This is a genomic window from Cellulosimicrobium protaetiae, assembly GCF_009708005.2.
In the GTDB taxonomy this organism is placed as follows: Bacteria; Actinomycetota; Actinomycetes; order Actinomycetales; family Cellulomonadaceae; genus Cellulosimicrobium; species Cellulosimicrobium protaetiae.
In genome coordinates, this window is sequence record NZ_CP052757.1 from 2,170,975 (window position 1) to 2,189,553 (window position 18,579).

An 18,579-nucleotide genomic window follows, 5' to 3' on the forward strand; every position below is an offset into this window, starting at 1 on the left:
CTGGCCGAGAGCTCGACCGGGACGCGCAGGCACCGCCGCGCTGAGCGTGCCCGCCCGGCGGGCTCAGCGCGGCCGGCGAAGGAGGAGCCGCAGGTGTCGCATCCCGGACATCGTGACCCGCCCGACGGCGTAGGGTCAACCCTCGCGGGGCCCGCAGGTGTGGCGGACGTCGCCCGCGCACGCACCCCAGGGCCGATCCGGCGCCAGTAGGCTGGTCGCCATGGCATCCCACTACGACGTCGTCGTCCTCGGTGCAGGTCCCGGTGGTTACGTGGCCGCGATCCGTGCAGCCCAGCTGGGCCTGTCGGTCGCGGTCGTGGAGGAGAAGTACTGGGGTGGGGTGTGCCTCAACGTGGGCTGCATCCCGTCCAAGGCGCTCCTGCGCAACGCCGAGCTCGCGCACATCTTCCAGCACGACGCGAAGACCTTCGGCATCTCCGGAGAGGTCAGCTTCGACTTCGGCGCAGCGTTCGACCGCTCGCGCACCGTCGCGGAGGGGCGCGTCAAGGGCGTGCACTTCCTCATGAAGAAGAACAAGATCACCGAGTACGACGGCCGCGGCACGTTCCGTGACGCGCACACGCTCGACGTGAAGCTCGCCGACGGCTCGACCGACCAGGTGACGTTCGACAACGTCATCATCGCGACCGGCTCGAAGGTGCGCCTGCTTCCGGGCGTCGAGCTGTCCGAGAACGTCGTCACGTACGAGAAGCAGATCCTCACGCGCGACCTGCCCCGCTCCATCGCCATCGTCGGCGCCGGCGCGATCGGCATGGAGTTCGGTTACGTCCTCAAGAACTACGGCGTGGACGTCACGATCATCGAGTTCCTCGACCGCGCGCTGCCCAACGAGGACGCCGACGTGTCGAAGGAGATCGCCAAGCAGTACAAGAAGCTCGGCATCAACCTGCTCACGTCGACCGCCGTCCAGACCGTCAAGGACAACGGCACGGCCGGCGTCACCGTCAGCTACAAGGGCGTCAAGGACGACAAGCCGGGCGAGCTCGTCGTCGACAAGGTCCTCATGGCCGTCGGCTTCGCGCCCAACGTCGAGGGCTTCGGCCTCGAGAACACCGGCGTCCAGCTCACCGAGCGCGGCGCCATCGCGATCGACGACGTCATGCGCACGAACGTCGAGCACATCTACGCGATCGGCGACGTCACCGCGAAGCTCATGCTCGCGCACGTCGCCGAGGCACAGGGCGTCGTCGCGGCCGAGACCATCGGAGGCGCCGAGACGCTCACGCTCGGCGACTACCGCATGATGCCGCGCGCGACGTTCTGCCAGCCGCAGGTCGCGAGCTTCGGCCTCACCGAGCAGCAGGCGCGCGACGAGGGCTACAAGGTGAAGGTCGCGACCTTCCCGTTCATGGCGAACGGCAAGGCGCACGGCCTCGGCGACCCGACCGGCTTCGTCAAGCTCATCTCCGACGAGACCTACGGCGAGCTCCTCGGCGGCCACCTCATCGGCCCCGACGCGTCCGAGCTGCTGCCCGAGCTCACGCTCGCGCAGAAGTGGGACCTCACGGTCTACGACGTCGCGCGCAACGTGCACACCCACCCGACGCTGTCCGAGGCCGTCCAGGAGTCGATCCACGGCCTCGCGGGGCACATGATCAACTTCTGATCCTGTACCTATGGCGTGATCTGGATCAGACATGGTCAGAGGCCCGGATCTGCGAGTTTTCGCGGGTCCGGGCTTCGTTCTGTTTCCGGGGAGAAGTGGCCACCTAGAGACAGGAAGCCCCACGAGTTCCATCCGCTATGGCACGGGGATGGCACGGCGGGTCCACGACAAGAAGGCTGACATTGCCAGCAAGACTCCCCGACGACGCGACGCACGAGGGTCCCCTGAGGCGGCTGATGTCGAAGCAGTGGCAGGCGACCGGAGCTGACCAATCGCGCGCGAGCCGGCTGGCCACTCATGGGTGCAGTTGGTCGAAGAGGCGCTCAGCGTGCCGTCGTCATGGTGGACTGATCGGTGAATAGCGTGGTCTGCGCGCAGTGTGTGGCTCCCGCGCGTCCGTCAAGGAGGGGCGATGTCGTTTCTGGTTGACCGCAGGGACATCCTCGAATGGTCTGGCGAGGTGCGCGCGGGCTACGATCTTCCGCGCGTCCTGCGGAGCCTGATCTCGAACGACAACGGGTCCATCGGCTGGCTTGACATGCCGGCAAGTGAGGGTGCACGCCTCCCGGGCTACGACGGCGAGGTTGAGGCTTCGGAGTCGTCGACTCTGGTACCCGCCGGACGCTCGGTGTGGGAGCTCGGAGTCGAGGCTCAACCGGGATCCAAAGCCACCAGGGACTACAAGAAGCGGACTGACAGTCCTGGCTCGGTCGTGCCAGCCGAGACGACGTACATCGCCGTGACATCGCGATCGTGGCCGAGGCGAGCACGGTGGGTGGCACAGAAGAAGGCGGAGGGCGTCTGGAAGGACATCAGGGCCTACGACGTGGAGGATCTGTCGGCGGCTCTGGACCGCGACACCCCGTCGGCGATCCTGTTCCGCGATCTCGCCAACCGGCGCGGAGTCCAAGCGGCGACGTTGGGGCACTGGTGGACCGGATACCGAAGCTCGTTCACGGTTCCGCTGACGCCCGAGTTTGTGCTTGCCGGACGCACCGGCCAGAAGTCTCAGCTCGGCGCCTGGCTGGGCAGCGACGACCGGATCATCGACGTTCGGGCACAGAGTTCCGAGGACGGACGGGCGTTCATCGCGTCTGCGCTCGACGTCTTGTCCGACCAAGCGTCCAGACTGATCGTCTGCGACGACGTGGGGACGGCACGCGACCTTCTCGCGAGGTCTCGTCAGCCGCTCGTGCTCGTCACGACGATCGACACGGCCGAGCTGATGCCCCTCGGCATCCATCGGGCGATCAGGATCAACACCTCTGGACGGTGCGCTGTTGAGCTCCCGCGGCAGAGCACGCGGGAGCTCGCGGAGTTGCTCAAGGCCGAAGGCGTGGCGCACGACGACGCTGATCGATACGCGTCCGCGGCGCATAGGAGTCTCTACCGCTACTGGCTCGTTTGCAGCCAGGCGACGCATTCTCTCTGGGGCCCGGAGTTCCAAGAACGTCAGTTCAGGCGTCTCTGGCTACTCGGAGGCTGGAAGCGGGGTGATGCCGAGGATGAGGCCCTGTTGCGTGGCGCACTCAACCTCGGCGCGGATGATGCGGTAGACCAAGTCAGTCGTGATGTGAACTCGGCCGACCCGATCTTCTCGCACGTTGGCGACGTATGGCGGGTTACCGCGCCTCTTGAGTCCGCGCGCTACTTCATCGAGCGTTCAGACCTCGTGGCAAGTGATCTCGCAGTGTTCAGACCCGTCGCGCTGTCGGTACTGGGTGAGATCGACCCGGCGCTTGAACTCCCGGAGGAGGAGCGATGGCTCGCGAACGTCAAGGGAAAGGCCCGGCGCTACGGCGAACGCACTCGCAGAAGCGTGGCGACCACACTCGCCGTTCTCGCCTCTGAGTGCGGAGCCGAGCCGTTGTCTGGTGGCCTTAGCGTCCAGGGATGGACCGACCAACTGGTTCGGGAGCTGCTCGAAGGATGGGACGATGCACCGTCAAGGTGGGCATCGCTCGACGACGTTCTGACGCTCCTCGTGGAGGCTGCACCGGACGTAATCCTGGACCGAGTTCGCCAGGATCTACTCGGAAGCCGCGAGAACCTGCATGCCTTGTCCACGCCGGAGCAGTCGCCGTTCAACTGGGGCGGATCGTCCCGCCTGACAGCCATTCTGTGGTCACTTCAGTCGCTCATGTGGTCACCCGAGCACTGCGAGCGTGCGCTCGACACGGCACGGGATCTGGCGCAGGGAAGCGTCGAGGGCAAGAGCAGTCCAACCGCCATCGGGATCGTCCGCGAGGCCCTGTGGCCGACCATGCCGCAGTGTGCGATTGGCACGGCTGGGCGAGTCGGCGCGATCGAACGTTGCGTCCGCGATGCGCCTGAAGTCGCCAAGCGGATCATCGAGAAGACCATCACTGAGACGCACGCCTACGCGACCGTCCACCGAACACACTTCCGGCCCTGGACGGAGGACAGGCAACGGGTCACGTGGGCAGACGTCTTCGAGGTGTACGAAGCGATGGTCGGCGGAGCCATCACACTGGCAGACCAGTACCCGGAGTTGTGGGTGACCCTGGTCAAGGCCGCTGACAACGTCGGCGCTCGCGGGTTCGATCAGATCGTGGCCGCGTTGGAGGCACTTCCCGCCGACCACTCCAGCCGTACACCGGTCTGGCAGGCGACACAGGGCCAGCTTCGGCGCCACCGGAAGTTCCATGACTCGGACTGGGCTCTGCCCGTTGACTACCTCGAGCGGCTCGAGGCCGCTGTCGAGCATCTGAGACCAGTTCTCGCGCGAGAGCGCGAGGAGTGGCTTTTCGGCGACAGGTTCGGCCTTGGGCTGGACGCGGACGAGATCCTCGGCGAGGACTCCCCACTCATACGGATGCAATCATCCTCGGTGAGCGAGATCCATGCGGAGGAGGGGTTCGAGGGGCTGCTTGAGTTGGCACGCGCTCATCCGCACGGCGCATGGGGGATCGGCGCGGTCCTCGCACGAAGCGAACATGAGCCCGATCTGGCCGCGATGTCGGCGTTGCTGACGCTAGATGAGCCTGGCATGGGCGACTTCGCCCGCGGCTACCTCGTCAACTCGGCAAGAGCGGGAAAGGCCGACGTGCTGCGACATGCTGAGTCCTTGCCCGATGACCCCGTGCTGTGCGCGCGGCTGCTCCTGACGCACCCCGACGTGGCAGAGGCGTGGGAGCACGCAGAACGTCTGGGCGAGGAGGTGGCGGAGGCGTTCTGGGCCGAGTTTGAGGTCTTCGGGCGTGGAGCGGACTTTCCGCATGTGGCGACGGTGATCCGGAAACTGCTGGACCATGACCAGGTCACGACGGCGCTCGATGCCATCGCGCTGTACCGGGAGGCCATTCCGGCAGAGAGTCGCTCAGCGCTCGTCATTGAGAGCCTGCTTCTCCTCCTCAGCCAACGTCCCACCAGCGAGCCCGGCTTGTTGATGCATGAGATCCGTGACCTCATCGAACTCGTTCGGAAGGACCGGTCTGTCGATCGCACCATCGTCTGCCGGTTGGAGTGGGCGTACTTCCCACTGCTTGAGTTTGAGGAAGACGAGCACCTGGCGATTGAGGTTGCCGCCTCAACGTCGGCCGAGGACTTCGTGCACCTGGTGAATCTCGCCTACCGGCCCAAGTCGGTCGCGAAGGAGGACCACGTCTTCGACAAGGCCCAGGCCGACATTGCACTCCGCCTGCTGCACACGATGCGCTACGCGACGGGCCTCAACGGAGAAGAGCCCGATACGGCAACCCTCGCGGCATGGATCGGGGATGTTGGTTCGCTAGCGACGGCCTCGGACCGCTACGAGGTCGCTATGGTTTCACTCGGCAGCGTCTTGGGTCGGGTCAGAGCGCGACAGGGCCAGCCATATCCACATGGTGCGATCGTTGCCGCACTAGAAGAGTCGACCGGCGATGAGATGCTTCGCGGTTTCAGGACGTCAGTATTCAACGCGCGAGGCGTGGTTACACGCGGGCGCGGTGGCCAGCAGGAGTACGATCTCGCGGAGAAGTACGAGGCGATCAGCCGCGAACTCCGCGAGTCCGCGCCCCGAACGAGCGAGATGTTCGGCGACCTCGCCCGTGGATACCGCATCGATGGCGCACGCGAGGACGAACGCGAGCAGAGGATCGAGGACGGTATCGACTTCTGGTAGGGCAGTTGGCGAAGAGGTCGGCAAGGTCGATTAACGCTGGACAGGACGAACGTCTCGCTAGCCGTCCAGGATTGAGGAAGTGAGGGCGGGTGCGGGCGTTGTATCTCCTCCTGAGTGGCGCCGGGGGGAGACACGATCAATCCCTCAGAAACCACGGAATCTCAACGATCCCGTCAAATGATTAACTTCTAGTCAGTAGGTCCGATCGGACGCGTCCGATCACCTGCCTCAATCTGTCGTGGCCGGACGGTGACCTCACCATGGGCGAGCGTCCCGCACCGCGGTCGCGACCCACGTAGACGGGGCCACCCACACCTCGAGGGTCGGAGCGCTGCCCGACGGTGTCGGCTTCCCTCGCGCGGCTGGTTCCCGTACGCACGGCCGGACCGGCACCCTCTTCGGGTGCCGGTCCGGTCGTGCGTCCTCGGGTCTCTCGGGTCAGGAGAAGGGGACCGTCAGGGTGGCGGTCGGGCCTGTCGTGAGGGTGGGGGTGGCCGTGCCGAGGACGCTCCATGCCTCGAGCCGGATCGTGCCGCCGTCGAGGTTCCCGAGCGTTCCCGTCGTGGTGGCCGGCCGGCCTGCGGAGGAGTAGGTCTCGGGTCCGGGGACCGGGTCGGTCGCGAAGTAGGGATATGTCTCGGTGCGGTCCCACGTGCCGTCGCCGGTTAGGTCGTAGCTCATACGGACCTGGACCGCGAGGCCCACTGCCGTACCCGCGTCGACGGGCAGCGAGAATGCGCTGCTCCCGCCGCCGTGCGTCGCCGTCACGTCGGTGATCTCGAACGTCACCGGGTCGTGCGGGGTGCCGTCCCGCGTTGCGCCGCCCGCGGACGCCAGGACGACGTCGCTCGCCGTGCCGGGGTCGGCGCCGAGCGTCCCGTTCCCGCCGAGGTGCAGCGTCGCCGTGAACTCCGTGGGATCGGTCGGGTCGGTCGGGTCCGTGGGGTCCGTGGGGTCTGTCGGGTCGGTGGGATCGGTCGGGCCACCCGTGGCGCTGCCGCCGCTCCAGGTGTGGGCCCCCGTCGTCGCGGTGGTGCCTGCTGCGACGTCGAGCGTCGTGCCGTCGGAGAACGTCACGGTGAGGTCGTCGGCGGTGACGTTCGAGGCGACGTAGGTGCGAGCGCCGTCGTCGGTGAACGTCGCGGCGAGGGGGTGGTCCGCCGTCACGGTGGTGTCGACGGTGCCGAGAGCGGCGAGGTTCGCCGTCCAGTGGAACGTGTGGGCACGGGACTCGCCCTCCTCGGGTGTCGGGTACCCGCCGCGCACGTTAGCGAGCGCCGCGTCTCCGTCGCCCAGCGCGAGGAAGCTCCACAGGATGTCCTGCCACACGGTCGGCGACCCGCCGTTGACGGTCTTGAGATGGTCGTAGAGCGCGCGCACGCGCTCCGGGTGGTACCCCAGGTACAGGTGCGAGCCGGTGATCGGCAGGGTGTTGATGCCCTGGATCATCTCCGCCTCGGCGCTGAACCACGTCGCGTACGCACCGCCGTCGCCCCACACCATGCCGACGGTCTCGTGCTCGAAGCCGTCCGGGAACGTCGTGCCCTCGGCGTCGAGCCAGTACCGCTGGATCGCGGCCGACTGCGTCGTGTAGAGGTAGATGCCCGCGTCGCGGGCGGCGGTGTCCCCGGTCGCCTCGCCCCACTGGATGAGCGCGCCCGCGAAGTTCATGCCCTCCGACGACGACTCCTGGTTGTTGCCCGCCGCGAACGCGCCGTGCCCGGACGCCCAGTCGTGGCCCGCGTAGACGTCGAAGTCGCGCAGGTACGGGAACCGGGTCTCGTCGCGGTCGTAGCCGTTCGCGTCGCGGACGAGCAGGTCGACCATGCCGCCGTAGTCCTGCGCCCACTGCGGGTCGAACCGGGCGAGGGTCGCCGCGGCCGCGACGTAGTAGCCGTAGTGGAAGTGGTGGTCGTTGAGCTCGGTGTCCGAACCGTAGGACCCCGGGTAGCCGATGAGCGTGCCCCAGTCGGCGTCGTACGCGAAGACGCGCTCGGTCTTGCCCGGGCTCGCCGTGAACCAGTCGGTGAGCAGCGTGCGGACCTCGTCGAGCGCGGCGTCGCGCTGGGCCGTGCGGCCGAGCTGGTCGGCGATCTCCACGATGCGCGTCGCGCGGCCGAGCGCCTTGCCGGTCCAGTACGTGTCGTTGCCGCGCTGGTCGAGCGGGTCGGCCGCGACCTGGTCGAGGAATCCCTCGAGGGTCGCGCGGTCCGCGCCGGCGCCGGTCGCGACGGCCGGGACCTCGGGCAGCACCCCGCGGAACGTGTCGACGGTCGTGAACGCGTCGATCCCCGCGAGGACGGTCAGGTCCCCGCGCGCCGACGTGTAGGTCGCGTCGAGTGGTGCCGGCCCGCCGTCGAGGTACGCCGCCTGGTGCGGGTACAGCGCAGCGACGGTCCCGTCACTGCCGCCCGTCCCGGGCCACGGCGTGGTCTCGAGGGCGTACCTCGTCGTGACGCGCGACGTCGCCTCGTCGTACGCGTAGTCGGCCGTCGTCCCGGTGACGGGGGAGTACGCGGCGTCCGCGAAGACGTCGGCGAGGTCGGCGCGCGAGGACGCGTCGCCGTCGGGCAGGACCGCGACCGAGAAGAAGCCGTCGCCGCCGAGCGGCGCCGTGAAGGTCGTGCCCGAGCGCGTCCACGACGCCCCGGGCGGGGCGAACGCGACGTAGTCGTGGCCGTTTACCGACAGGCCAAGCCGCGCGCCGTCGGACAACCAGACGTCCGGCGTGGCGCTCGCGGTGAGGACCGCGTCGCCGCCGGTCGCCTCGAACCACGCGAACGGGAGGCCGTGGCCGATCGTCGCGCGCAGCGTGCGCGCGCCGTCGTCCCAGATCGGGGACACCGTCCAGTCGGTCCAGTCGTCGACGGCGACGTGCGGCGCGGCCAGTCCCGTCACCCCGGCGCGCAGGTCCTCGACGTACGGGAAGTGATACTCGGAGACCCCCGTGCTGGTGCCTGAGATGGCGGGCGTGGTCGTGTACGAGATGCCGAGGCCCTGCGGCCCCGGCTGGTACGACGCCGGGTGCGCGTGCAGCGGCGCGCTCCAGGCGCAGTCGAGCTTCTTGTACGCGAGCGAGGTCCACCAGTCGTTGGTCGGCAGCGGCGTGCTCGGCGCGTCGTCGGTCACGAACGCGCGCGGGTCCGCCTCGACCGCGGCGCACGCCTCCGGCGTCGGGCCGACCGGGTCGGTCGTGTAGCTGCCCGACCCGACGGGGACCGTGTCGGCCGCCGCGGTCGTCGCCTGCACCGCGGCCAGGCCGCCCGCGGCGAGGGCCGCAGCGAGTGCGGAGGCCACGAGCCGGCCTCGTCCTCGGGCCCGACGCCGGTCGGTCCCGAGCGGGGGTGGAGCCACCGCGGAGCGCAGGGCGGGCAGGGGTGTGCGTGCTGTGTCGTCGGGCACGACGTCTCACCTCGGTGGGTCACGCGCGGCACCTCGTCGTCCCGCGCTCCGTGACCTGGCGTCGCTGCCAGGCCGGGAGCAAACGCTCTCTGGGAGCGCTCCCACGCCTCACTGTAGGGCCTTCTCGCGGCCACGCAAGGGGGTCGCAGCAAGGTGCCGGACCTCGTCGGGAGGCCCGGCACAGGCTCCCTGCTTCAGCTGGCGCGGGCCAGGGCGATGTTCGTGGAGCCGCGCTGGCCCGCCTCGTAGAACATGTGCAGCCGTCCGTCGACCTCGACGAACGACGGCGCGGCGGCCCGCCCGGCGTCCGGCGCCCCCGACCGTGCGTCGTACAGCACCCCGAGGTGGTCCTCGCGGTCGAAGCCGGTGCCGACCCGGGCGACGTGGATGTTCCCCGAGCCGGAGTGGTAGACGACGTGCCCGCCGCCGTTGCGCGACCAGTAGTGCGCCCCCGAGAGCTGACCGCCCTCTCCGGCGCTCGGGGAGATGAGCGGCTCCGGCTTGACCTGCCAGCCGGACGTCAGCGAGCTCGACCAGCCGATGTAGATCTTGCGGGTGCCGCCGTGGTTGCCCATGAACAGCATGATGTACATGTCGGACCGGGTCGGGTGCGGGAAGACCCGGGCGTAGGAGGTCTCGCTCACGCCGGGAAGCATGGAGGTGCCTACGACCCGGTTGTGGTAGGTGAAGCTCCGGCCGTCGGCGGAGCTCGCGACCCGGGTCGTGTGGTTCTCGCCGTGGAAGAACAGGTAGATCCTGCCGTCGGCGGGGTTCCAGAAGGCGTCCGGGCTGGAGACGTGGCTGACGTCGAAGCTCGCCCAGGTGCGCGGGATGATCGGGTTCGCGTCGTACTCGCGCCAGGGACCCGTCACCGAGTCCGCGTAGGCGAGGCAGATCCCGCCGGGTGCGTCGTGGGGCGCGTAGTACATGTACCAGCGGCCGAGCGGGTTCGTCACGCGTCCGGCGACGTGGCGGACGGAGGGGAAGATCAGCTCGTTCGTCGGGTTGTACCGCAGCCGGCTCTTGTCGAGCGGCTGGCCGAGGTAGCTGAACGTCGGGAAGCCGGGCACGGCGGCTTGCGCGGGGGAGGCGCCCGCGAGGTCGAGCAGACCGCCGGTCGCCGTCGCGGCGCCCAGGACCACGGCGCCCCGCAGGAGGCTCCGGCGGCTCAGCGGCGCCGAGGCGCCCGGGAGCGCAGCGGAGGACGCCGGGTCCCAAGGGTTCGGTGTCGTGCCGGGGGAGCGGTGTTCGTCCGTCATGCTGACTCCACGGTGAGAGTGCGGGTGATACGGCAGGACGATGCTCGGGTCCGGGAAGCGCAGGGGGCAAGACGATAATGCGGATCGCCAAGCGACCGGTGCGTGGCACGCTTCGACGACGGAGCCCCCTAAGGTGGAGCCGTGCTTGATGTCGAACCCGACCTCGTGACCACGACCGGCTCCAACGGGGCCGCCCGCACGGGCACCCTGACCGTCGTCGAGATGTGGACCGACGGCGCGTGCAAGGGCAACCCCGGTCCGGGCGGGTGGGGAGTGCTCATGCGCTCGAAGGGGCGTGAGAAGGAGCTCTTCGGCGGGGATCCCGCGACCACGAACAACCGGATGGAGCTGACCGCCGTCATCGAGGGGCTGCGTGCGCTCACCCGGCCGTGCGACGTCACCCTCCACGTCGACTCCTCGTACGTCATGAACGGCATGCGGTCGTGGATCGCAGGCTGGAAGCGCAACGGCTGGCGTACCAAGGACAAGAAGCCGGTCAAGAACGTCGAGCTGTGGCAGGCGCTCGACGCCGAGGTAGCGCGGCACGAGGTGCGCTGGGTCTGGGTCAAGGGGCACGCCGGGGACCCCGGCAACGAACGCGCCGACCAGCTGGCGAACCGTGGGGTCGACCTCGTGCGGGACGGTGCGCGTCCTTCCTGAGCGGTACCAGTGGTTGCCGAGCAGCACGACGGGCACGAACAGGACGTCCAGCACGAGGTCGTGGACGGTCGACCCGACGAGCGCGAGCATGACCGCGACGTAGGTCGTGGTCGCCCGGGTGGTGGTGGCGTCCGCTCCGAGCAGCGTGACGAGCGGTGGTGCGGCACGGCGTCGGGCGGGGAGAGGATGGGTCGGGGGACACCGACGAGAAGGAGACCCATGCCTGCGCCCACGACGCCCACGCGCGAGTTCGTCACCGGCCTGCCGAAGGCCGAGTTGCACCTGCACCTCGAGGGGACGCTCGAGCCCGACCTCAAGCTGCGCCTCGCGCAGAAGAACGGGATCGACATCGGCCAGTCGACGGTCGAGGAGGTGCGCGCGACGTACGCGTTCGACTCGCTGACGAGCTTCCTCGCCGTGTACTACCCGGCGATGGAGGTGCTGCAGGCCGCGGACGACTTCTACGACCTCGCGGACGCGTACCTCGCGCGCGCAGCCGCCGACGGGGTGAAGCACGTCGAGATGTTCTTCGACCCGCAGGCGCACACGTCGCGCGGGGTGCCGTTCGAGGCCGTCGTGACCGGGTATCACCGGGCGGCGTCCGAGGCGCCGGACAAGCACGGGATCGACGCGCACCTCATCCTGTGCTTCCTGCGCGACCTGTCGGCCGAGAGTGCGGCCGAGACGCTCGAGGCGTCGGTGCCGTTCCGGGACAAGATCCTCGGGGTCGGGCTCGACTCGGACGAGCGCGACAACCCGCCGCAGAAGTTCGCCGAGGTCTTCGCGCGCGCTCGTGAGCTCGGCTACCGGCTGACGATGCACTGCGACATCGACCAGGTCGGCAGCATCGACAACATCCGCACCGTGCTCGACGAGATCGGCGTGGACCGCGTCGACCACGGCACGAACGTCGTCGAGGACCCCGCGCTCGTCGACGTCGTGCGCGAGCGCGGGCTGGGCCTCACCTGCTGCCCGATCTCCAACTCGTTCGTCACCGACGACATGAAGGCGACCGAGATCGCCGGGCTCCTGCGCTCGGGCGTGCGGGTGACGGTGAACTCCGACGACCCGGCGTACTTCGGCGGCTACGTGGCCGACAACTACGTGGCGCTCGCGGACGCGGCGGGGCTCAGCACCGAGGAGGTCGTGCAGCTCGCGCGCAACTCGTTCGAGGCGTCGTGGCTGGGCGAGGCCCAGCGGGCCGCATACCTCGCAGAGATCGACAGGTACGTCGCGGGGTTCGACACGACCGGCGTCTGACGGTGCCGGACGCCTGCTCGTGTCTCGGCCCACGAGCCACCGGCACGGGCAGGCGTACCGGGGAGTAACGTGTCGGGGACGGCCGCCGCCGCCCGGATGGCGGTGAGCATGCCCGCAGTGGGTGAATAATCTCCGGGTGCCGCATGTTGGCGCACTCGGGTCCCGTGCCCGCGGACGAGCCGTCCGCGGCCCGACGCGCGGGCCCGGCCCCGCAGGGCACCACGGACCATCGGCTTGGCGAGAGGGCGACCAGAGCTCATGAAGGATGTGCTGTACGTCAACGGCGGGACCCCGCTGGACGGGACGATCACCGTGCGGGGCGCGAAGAACTTCGTGTCCAAGGCGATGGTGGCGTCGTTGCTGGGGGAGTCGCCGAGCGTGCTGCGCAACGTGCCGCAGATCCGCGACGTCGGCGTCGTGACGGGGCTGCTGGAGCTGCACGGTGTGGCGGTGAAGTCCGACCCGGACGCGGGGATCCTCGACCTGGACCCCTCCAACGTCGAGTCGGCGCACGTCGCGGACATCGACGCGCACGCGGGCTCGAGCCGGATCCCGATCCTGTTCTGCGGCCCGCTGCTGCACCGCCTGGGCGAGGCGTTCATCCCCGACCTCGGCGGGTGCCGGATCGGCGACCGGCCGATCAACTACCACCTCGACATCCTGCGCCAGTTCGGCGCCGTCGTGGACAAGCGCGAGAACGGGATCCACATCCGCGCCCCGCGCCGTCTCCAGGGCACCAAGATCGCGCTGCCGTACCCGTCGGTGGGCGCGACCGAGCAGACGCTGCTCACGGCCGTGCGCGCCGAGGGCATCACGGAGCTGGCCAACGCCGCGATCGAGCCTGAGATCGTGGACCTCATCGCGGTGCTGCAGAAGATGGGCGCGATCATCTCGGTCGACACCGACCGCGTGATCCGCATCGAGGGCGTGGACCGCCTCGACGGGTACACCCACACTGCGCTCGGTGACCGCATCGAGGCGGCGTCCTGGGCGTCGGCCGCGCTCGCCACTGGCGGCGACATCACCGTCAAGGGCGCCACCCAGCCCGAGATGATGACCTTCCTCAACACGTTCCGCAAGGTCGGCGGCCGGTTCGACGTGCAGGACGACGGCATCCGGTTCTGGCACCCGGGCGGCGACCTCGACCCGATCGTGCTCGAGACCGACGTGCACCCCGGCTTCATGACCGACTGGCAGCAGCCGCTCGTCGTCGCGCTGACCCAGGCCAAGGGCCTGTCGATCGTGCACGAGACGGTGTACGAGAACCGGTTCGGCTTCACCGACGCCCTGCGCGGCATGGGCGCGACCATCCAGGTCTACAAGGAGTGCCTCGGCGGGCGCGACTGCCGGTTCGGGCAGCGCAACTTCCACCACTCCGCGGTGATCTCCGGCCCGACGCCGCTGGCCGCGGCCGACATCGAGGTCCCCGACCTGCGCGGCGGCTTCTCCCACCTCATCGCCGCGCTCGCGGCGAAGGGCACCTCGACCGTGCGCGGCATCAGCCTCATCGACCGCGGCTACGAGAACTTCCAGGACAAGCTCGTCGCGCTCGGCGCCGACGTGCGCCGCGGCTGAGCGGGTGCCGCGGGCGAGCCGCCACGTCGGCGGCGCCCACCTCATGACGACTGTCACGGCCTCGCACGCCCTGCGCGTGCGAGGCTGGGCGTCGTGATCACCCGCCCTCGCACGTTCCTCGAGGTGTGGAGCGGCCGCACGGCTCCGGAACGGTTCGACGCGTACACGCGCTGGTCGCTCTACCTGCTGTCGGGCTTCGCGCCTTTCCTCGCGCTCGCCGTCGTCGGCTCGGACCCCTCGTTCGTCCCGTCGCTCGTCCTGCCGTGGCTCGCGCTCGTCCTCGCGCAGACCGTGGTCTGCATCCTCACGCTGCGTGCCGGGATCGTGCACTTCCTCGGCGGGCCGAACGTCCGGGCCGTCCTGCTGGTCCCGCTCTGCGTGCTCTCCGTCGCCGTCGCGACCCTGGGCATGTGGACGTTCCCGGTGACGTCGGCCGACGGCATCCCGGACAGCTCGCGCTACTACGCGGTCCTGATGGGGCTCGGGTTCGGGACGCTCGCGGTCACCCCCCTGCTCACCTTCCGTCGTCTGGTGCTCGTCGCCCTGCTCGTCGCCGCGGTCACGGGCTGCTCGGCCTGGGTCGGGACGGGGGTCACTTCGACGACCGTCGGCTTCGCGGTGGGGATGGGTGTCTCGGGCGCGGTGATGCTCGTCGCGGTCCTCGGTTCCTACCGCGCGTCGGTGTGGATGCTCGGGGTCGTGTGGGAGCAGGAACGCACGCGCGTGCTCCACGCCCGCCTCGCCGTCGCGGAGGAGCGGCTGCGCTTCTCGCGCGACCTGCACGACGTCTTCGGGCGCACGCTGTCCGTCGTTGCCGTGAAGAGCGAGCTCGCTGCCGAGCTCGCGGCGCGCGGCCGTCCGGGCGCGGAGGAGCAGATGCTGGAGGTCCGGCGCATCGCCCAGGACGCGCTGCGCGAGGTACGCGCCGTCGTCGCCGGCTACCGTTCCGCCGACCTCGGAGCGGAGCTCGCGGGCGCCCGCTCCGTCCTGCGGTCGGCGGGGATCGAGACGACCGTCCACGGCGACGAGACACCGGTGGGCCAGGAGGCGCAGGAGGCGCTCGCGTGGGCGGTCCGCGAGGCCGTGACGAACGTGGTGCGGCACTCGACCGCGAGCACCTGCACCATCACGGTCCACCGCGACGGCGCCACGAGCGTCGTCGAGGTCGTCAACGACGGCGTGCCGACGACACCGAGGTCGGGTGCGGGGTCCGGCCTCCTCGGGCTCGCCGAGCGCCTCGAGGGGGCAGGGGGGCGGCTCGAGACGTGGGCCGACGCCGGTCGCTTCGGACTGGTGGCGAGCGTGCCCGACGACGGCGCGGCACGTGGGGCGCCGGGACGAGCGCCCGCACGCGAGCTACCTGCCCCCACCACCGAGAGGACCACCCGCGCGTGATCCGCATCCTGCTCGCCGACGACGAGAACCTCATCCGCGACGCGGTCGCGTCCCTCCTGGCCCTCGAGGACGACCTCGAGGTCGTCGCCCAGGCGGCGTCGGGCACGGAGGCCGTCGCGGCCGCGCTCAAGCTCGAGCCCGACGTCGCCGTGCTCGACCTCCAGATGCCCGGGCTCGACGGCGTCGAGGTGGCGCAACGCCTCGCGCACGACCTCCCGTCGTGCGGTGTGGTGATCGTCACGAGCCATGGTCGCCCCGGCTACCTGAAGCGGGCCCTCGAGGCGGGTGCCCGCGGGTTCCTGCCCAAGACCGTCTCGTCGCGGGTCCTCGCGGAGGTCGTGCGGCAGGTGCACGACGGCGGTCGGTACGTCGACCCGGAGCTCGCCGCCGAGGCGATCGCCGCGGGAGCGAGCCCGCTCACCCCGCGGGAGGCGGACGTGCTGGAGCTCGCGGCGGGCGGTGCCCCGGTCGAGGAGATCGCGACGCGCGCCCATCTCGCCCCGGGGACGGTCCGCAACTACCTGTCGTCGGCCGCGGCGAAGCTCGGGGCGGCGAACCGTCACGAGGCGGCGCACGCGGCGCGACGGCACGGCTGGATCTGAGCGGCGGATCGCGCCCGGTAGGCTCGGTGACCGTGCCGAGCCTGCCCGAGACCCCGCGCGCGTACAAGAACCTCGCGTTCCTCCTGCGCCCGATCCTCTTCGCGATCACCCGCCGTGACTGGCGTGGCGCGGAGAACCTGCCCCCGACCGGCTTCATCGCCGCGGCGAACCACGTCACGGAGGTCGACCCCGTGACGCTCGCGCACTTCCTCTACGACCAGGGTCGCGCGCCGAAGATCACGGCCAAGGCGTCGTTGTTCACGGTGCCCGTCCTCGGGGGCATCCTGCGCCGCACGGGCATGATCCCCGTCCACCGGGGCACCGCGGGCGCCGCGCAGTCGCTCGTCGATTCGACGGCACGCCTCGCCGAGGGCGAGTGCGTGGTGTTCTTCCCCGAGGGCACGCTGACTCGGGACCCGGACGGGTGGCCGATGGTCGGCAAGACCGGCGTCGCGCGCCTCGCGCTGACGAGCCGCGCTCCCGTCGTGCCTATCGCGCAGTGGGGCGCCGAGCAGCTCCTCGCGCCGTACGGCAAGGTGTTCAAGCCGATCCCGCCCAAGCGGGTTGCCGTCCATGCCGGGCCGCCCGTCGACCTGTCCGACCTGTACGACCGCCCGCAGGACACCGCGACGCTGCGCGAGGCGACCGAGCGCATCATGGCGGCGATCACGAGCCAGCTCGAGGAGATCCGCGGTGCGAAGGCGCCCGTGGAGCGCTTCGACATGCGCCACAACCCGGGCTCGGAGGGGCGCCGGTGAGCGGGGACCGCACCATGGAGATCAGCCCGGTGCCGGTCGGGACGGACGGGGCGCCCACCCCCGAGCGCGTCGTCGCTGCGGTCCTGGGCTCCGGGAGCTGGGGCACGACGTTCGCCGCCGTGCTCGCCGACGCGGGCTGCGAGGTCCGGTTGTGGGGGCGCGACGCCGAGGTCGCCGCGCAGGTGAACGACGAGCGGCGCAACGAGAAGCGGCTGCCGGGCATCGAGCTGCCTCCCGGGATCCGCGCCACGACCGACGCGCGCGACGCGCTCGCCGGGGCGGGGCTGGTCGTCGTCGCGATCCCCTCGCAGGTCGCCCGCACGACGCTCGCCGAACTGCGCCCGTACCTGGAGCCCGACGCCGTCGCGGTCTCGCTCATGAAGGGCGTCGAGCTGAGCACAGACCGCCGCATGAGCGAGGTCGTCGCGGAGTCCCTCGGGCTGCCGCCCGAGCGCGTCGCCGTGGTCTCGGGCCCCAACCTGGCGCGGGAGATCGCGCACCGCCAGCCGACGGCGACGGTCGTGTCGTGCGTCGACGAGGACGTGGCGCGGTACGTGGCGCGCGCGTGCTCGTCGTCGTACTTCCGCCCTTACACGAACCGCGACGTCGTCGGGGTCGAGCTGTGCGGGGCGGTCAAGAACGTCATCGCCCTCGCCGTGGGCATCGCACAGGGCCGCGGGTTCGGCTACAACACCACGGCGACCGTCATCACCCGGGGCCTCGTGGAGATCACCCGCCTCGGGCTCGCGCTCGGCGCCGACGCCGAGACGTTCCCCGGCCTCGCGGGCATGGGCGACCTCGTGGCGACGTGCTCGTCCCCGCTCTCGCGCAACCACACGCTCGGCAAGCACGTCGGGCAGGGCCTGAGCCTCGACGACGCGATCGCCGCGACCGGAGGCACGGCCGAGGGCGTCAAGTCGTGCCGCTCGGTGCTCGAGCTCGCGGAGAAGGTCGGTGTCGAGATGCCGATCACGGCCGGCGTCGTCGCCGTCCTGCACGAGGGCATGCCCGTCGACGAGATGGCGCGTGGCCTGCTCGCCCGGCCGCAGAAGGCCGAGGGGATCTCGGCGGAGCGCTGAGAGAGCCCCGGCCGCCGTTGCGCCGGGGCTCCGCCGTCAGTCGTCGTCGCGGACGTCGACGACGACGCGCGTCGGGTCCTCCAGCGAGAACACCCGGAACGGGCGCCGTACGTCGTCGACGCCCACGAACGCTTGCGTGTAGCCCTCGAAGACCCCGCGCAGCAGGACCTCCTCCACCTCGCCGTCGTCGCCCGCACGCAGCGGGTTGGGTTCGGTGTACTCGTCCACGCCGGTGTCCATGGGGTAGCCCGAGCCGGAGATCATGACCTGGAGGTAGGCGTCGCCGTCGACCGCGACGACGTCACCCTTGCCATCGTCGGTCGGCTGGTCGACGTACTCGACGCGCCATCCGGGCGTCCCGGTCCCGCCGAGCTCGAACACGACCCGGTCGTACCCGTCGTGGTGACCCACCCGGATGTCCGTCACCGTGAGGGCCGCGTCCGCGGACGGGTCCTGGGTGTCGGCGTCCGTGTTCGCGGGGAACGGGAGCGGCGCCTCGGCCCCGTCGTCGGCGGGCGTCGACCCGTCGTCCGTCGGGCTCTCGCTCGGCGCGTCGGTCGGTGGGTCCGTGGGGCTCGGCGACGGGCTCGTCGTGGTGCCCGACGGCGCCGGGGAGTCGTCCGTGCCGCCCGGGGTGCACGCGGCGAGCGTCAGCACCAGCATGCCCGCGGCGGCAGCCGCTACCCGTCGTGGTGCCGTCGCGCTCAGGAGTCGATCCCGTCCGTCACTGCCGCCCCGCGCTCGTCGTGTCGTCATGCCCCGATCGTAGAAACCGCAGGTCACGCTCGCGCGGCGGGCGGGCCACGGTCCGGTCCCGGTCCGGTCACCGTCGGGTC

12 protein-coding genes are annotated in these 18,579 nt (G+C 70.4%); 9 read left to right on the top strand and 3 right to left on the bottom strand.

What is annotated here, in order from left to right; all coding sequences use genetic code 11:
- The first annotated feature begins 220 nt into the window (after positions 1-220).
- Both lpdA and FIC82_RS09100 read left to right on the top strand, forming a co-directional pair.
- Positions 221-1,627, top strand: coding sequence for a dihydrolipoyl dehydrogenase (gene lpdA / locus FIC82_RS09095; RefSeq protein WP_154798340.1), 1,407 nt, complete (start codon positions 221-223; stop codon positions 1,625-1,627).
- A gap of 412 nt (positions 1,628-2,039) precedes the next feature.
- Positions 2,040-5,753 carry a hypothetical protein gene (locus FIC82_RS09100; protein WP_154798341.1) on the top strand — a complete coding sequence of 1,238 codons (3,714 nt, stop codon included), beginning with the start codon at positions 2,040-2,042 and terminating at the stop codon, positions 5,751-5,753.
- A gap of 438 nt (positions 5,754-6,191) precedes the next feature.
- Here the strand turns inward: FIC82_RS09100 and FIC82_RS09105 are convergent, their stop codons facing one another.
- Positions 6,192-9,050, bottom strand: a complete 2,859-nt coding sequence (locus FIC82_RS09105) for a glycosyl hydrolase (RefSeq protein WP_253691657.1) — start codon at positions 9,048-9,050, stop codon at positions 6,192-6,194.
- A gap of 299 nt (positions 9,051-9,349) precedes the next feature.
- Positions 9,350-10,414 carry a hypothetical protein gene (locus tag FIC82_RS09110; RefSeq protein ID WP_253691659.1) on the bottom strand — a complete coding sequence of 355 codons (1,065 nt, stop codon included), beginning with the start codon at positions 10,412-10,414 and terminating at the stop codon, positions 9,350-9,352.
- A 222-nt stretch (positions 10,415-10,636) separates the two neighbouring features.
- On the opposite strand from FIC82_RS09110, the gene rnhA reads away from it, so the two are divergent.
- The 7 genes from rnhA (at position 10,637) to FIC82_RS09145 (ending at position 17,743) form a co-directional block, all read left to right on the top strand.
- On the top strand, positions 10,637-11,074 hold the full coding sequence (gene rnhA, locus FIC82_RS09115; RefSeq protein WP_154800029.1) for a ribonuclease HI: 438 nt from the start codon (positions 10,637-10,639) through the stop codon (positions 11,072-11,074).
- 219 nt (positions 11,075-11,293) lie between these two features.
- Positions 11,294-12,334 carry an adenosine deaminase gene (locus FIC82_RS09120; RefSeq protein WP_154798342.1) on the top strand — a complete coding sequence of 347 codons (1,041 nt, stop codon included), beginning with the start codon at positions 11,294-11,296 and terminating at the stop codon, positions 12,332-12,334.
- 258 nt (positions 12,335-12,592) lie between these two features.
- Positions 12,593-13,909, top strand: a complete 1,317-nt coding sequence (gene murA, locus FIC82_RS09125) for a UDP-N-acetylglucosamine 1-carboxyvinyltransferase (protein ID WP_154798343.1) — start codon at positions 12,593-12,595, stop codon at positions 13,907-13,909.
- 93 nt (positions 13,910-14,002) lie between these two features.
- Positions 14,003-15,304: a sensor histidine kinase gene (locus tag FIC82_RS09130; protein WP_154798344.1), complete on the top strand. Its 1,302-nt coding sequence runs from the start codon at positions 14,003-14,005 to the stop codon at positions 15,302-15,304.
- Positions 15,301-15,906, top strand: a complete 606-nt coding sequence (locus FIC82_RS09135) for a response regulator transcription factor (RefSeq protein ID WP_168731656.1) — start codon at positions 15,301-15,303, stop codon at positions 15,904-15,906. The genes FIC82_RS09130 and FIC82_RS09135 overlap by 4 nt, the downstream gene beginning before the upstream one ends.
- 32 nt (positions 15,907-15,938) lie before the next feature.
- Positions 15,939-16,664, top strand: a complete 726-nt coding sequence (locus FIC82_RS09140) for a lysophospholipid acyltransferase family protein (RefSeq protein WP_168731657.1) — start codon at positions 15,939-15,941, stop codon at positions 16,662-16,664.
- A gap of 14 nt (positions 16,665-16,678) precedes the next feature.
- On the top strand, positions 16,679-17,743 hold the full coding sequence (locus FIC82_RS09145; protein ID WP_154800032.1) for an NAD(P)H-dependent glycerol-3-phosphate dehydrogenase: 1,065 nt from the start codon (positions 16,679-16,681) through the stop codon (positions 17,741-17,743).
- 36 nt (positions 17,744-17,779) lie between these two features.
- Here the strand turns inward: FIC82_RS09145 and FIC82_RS09150 are convergent, their stop codons facing one another.
- Positions 17,780-18,499, bottom strand: coding sequence for an AMIN-like domain-containing (lipo)protein (locus FIC82_RS09150; protein WP_253691661.1), 720 nt, complete (start codon positions 18,497-18,499; stop codon positions 17,780-17,782).
- Positions 18,500-18,579: the final 80 nt, after the last annotated feature.

Excerpts from the sequence above, each read along its gene's own strand:
- murA (WP_154798343.1), top strand. The coding sequence starts at position 12,593 with ATGAAGGATGTGCTGTACGTCAACGGCGGGACCCCGCTGGACGGGACG.
- FIC82_RS09150 (WP_253691661.1), bottom strand. The coding sequence starts at position 18,499 with ATGACGACACGACGAGCGCGGGGCGGCAGTGACGGACGGGATCGACTC.
- FIC82_RS09145 (WP_154800032.1), top strand. The coding sequence starts at position 16,679 with ATGGAGATCAGCCCGGTGCCGGTCGGGACGGACGGGGCGCCCACCCCC.
- rnhA (WP_154800029.1), top strand. The coding sequence starts at position 10,637 with ATGTGGACCGACGGCGCGTGCAAGGGCAACCCCGGTCCGGGCGGGTGG.
- lpdA (WP_154798340.1), top strand. The coding sequence starts at position 221 with ATGGCATCCCACTACGACGTCGTCGTCCTCGGTGCAGGTCCCGGTGGT.
- FIC82_RS09120 (WP_154798342.1), top strand. The coding sequence starts at position 11,294 with ATGCCTGCGCCCACGACGCCCACGCGCGAGTTCGTCACCGGCCTGCCG.
- FIC82_RS09100 (WP_154798341.1), top strand. The coding sequence starts at position 2,040 with ATGTCGTTTCTGGTTGACCGCAGGGACATCCTCGAATGGTCTGGCGAG.
- FIC82_RS09110 (WP_253691659.1), bottom strand. The coding sequence starts at position 10,414 with ATGACGGACGAACACCGCTCCCCCGGCACGACACCGAACCCTTGGGAC.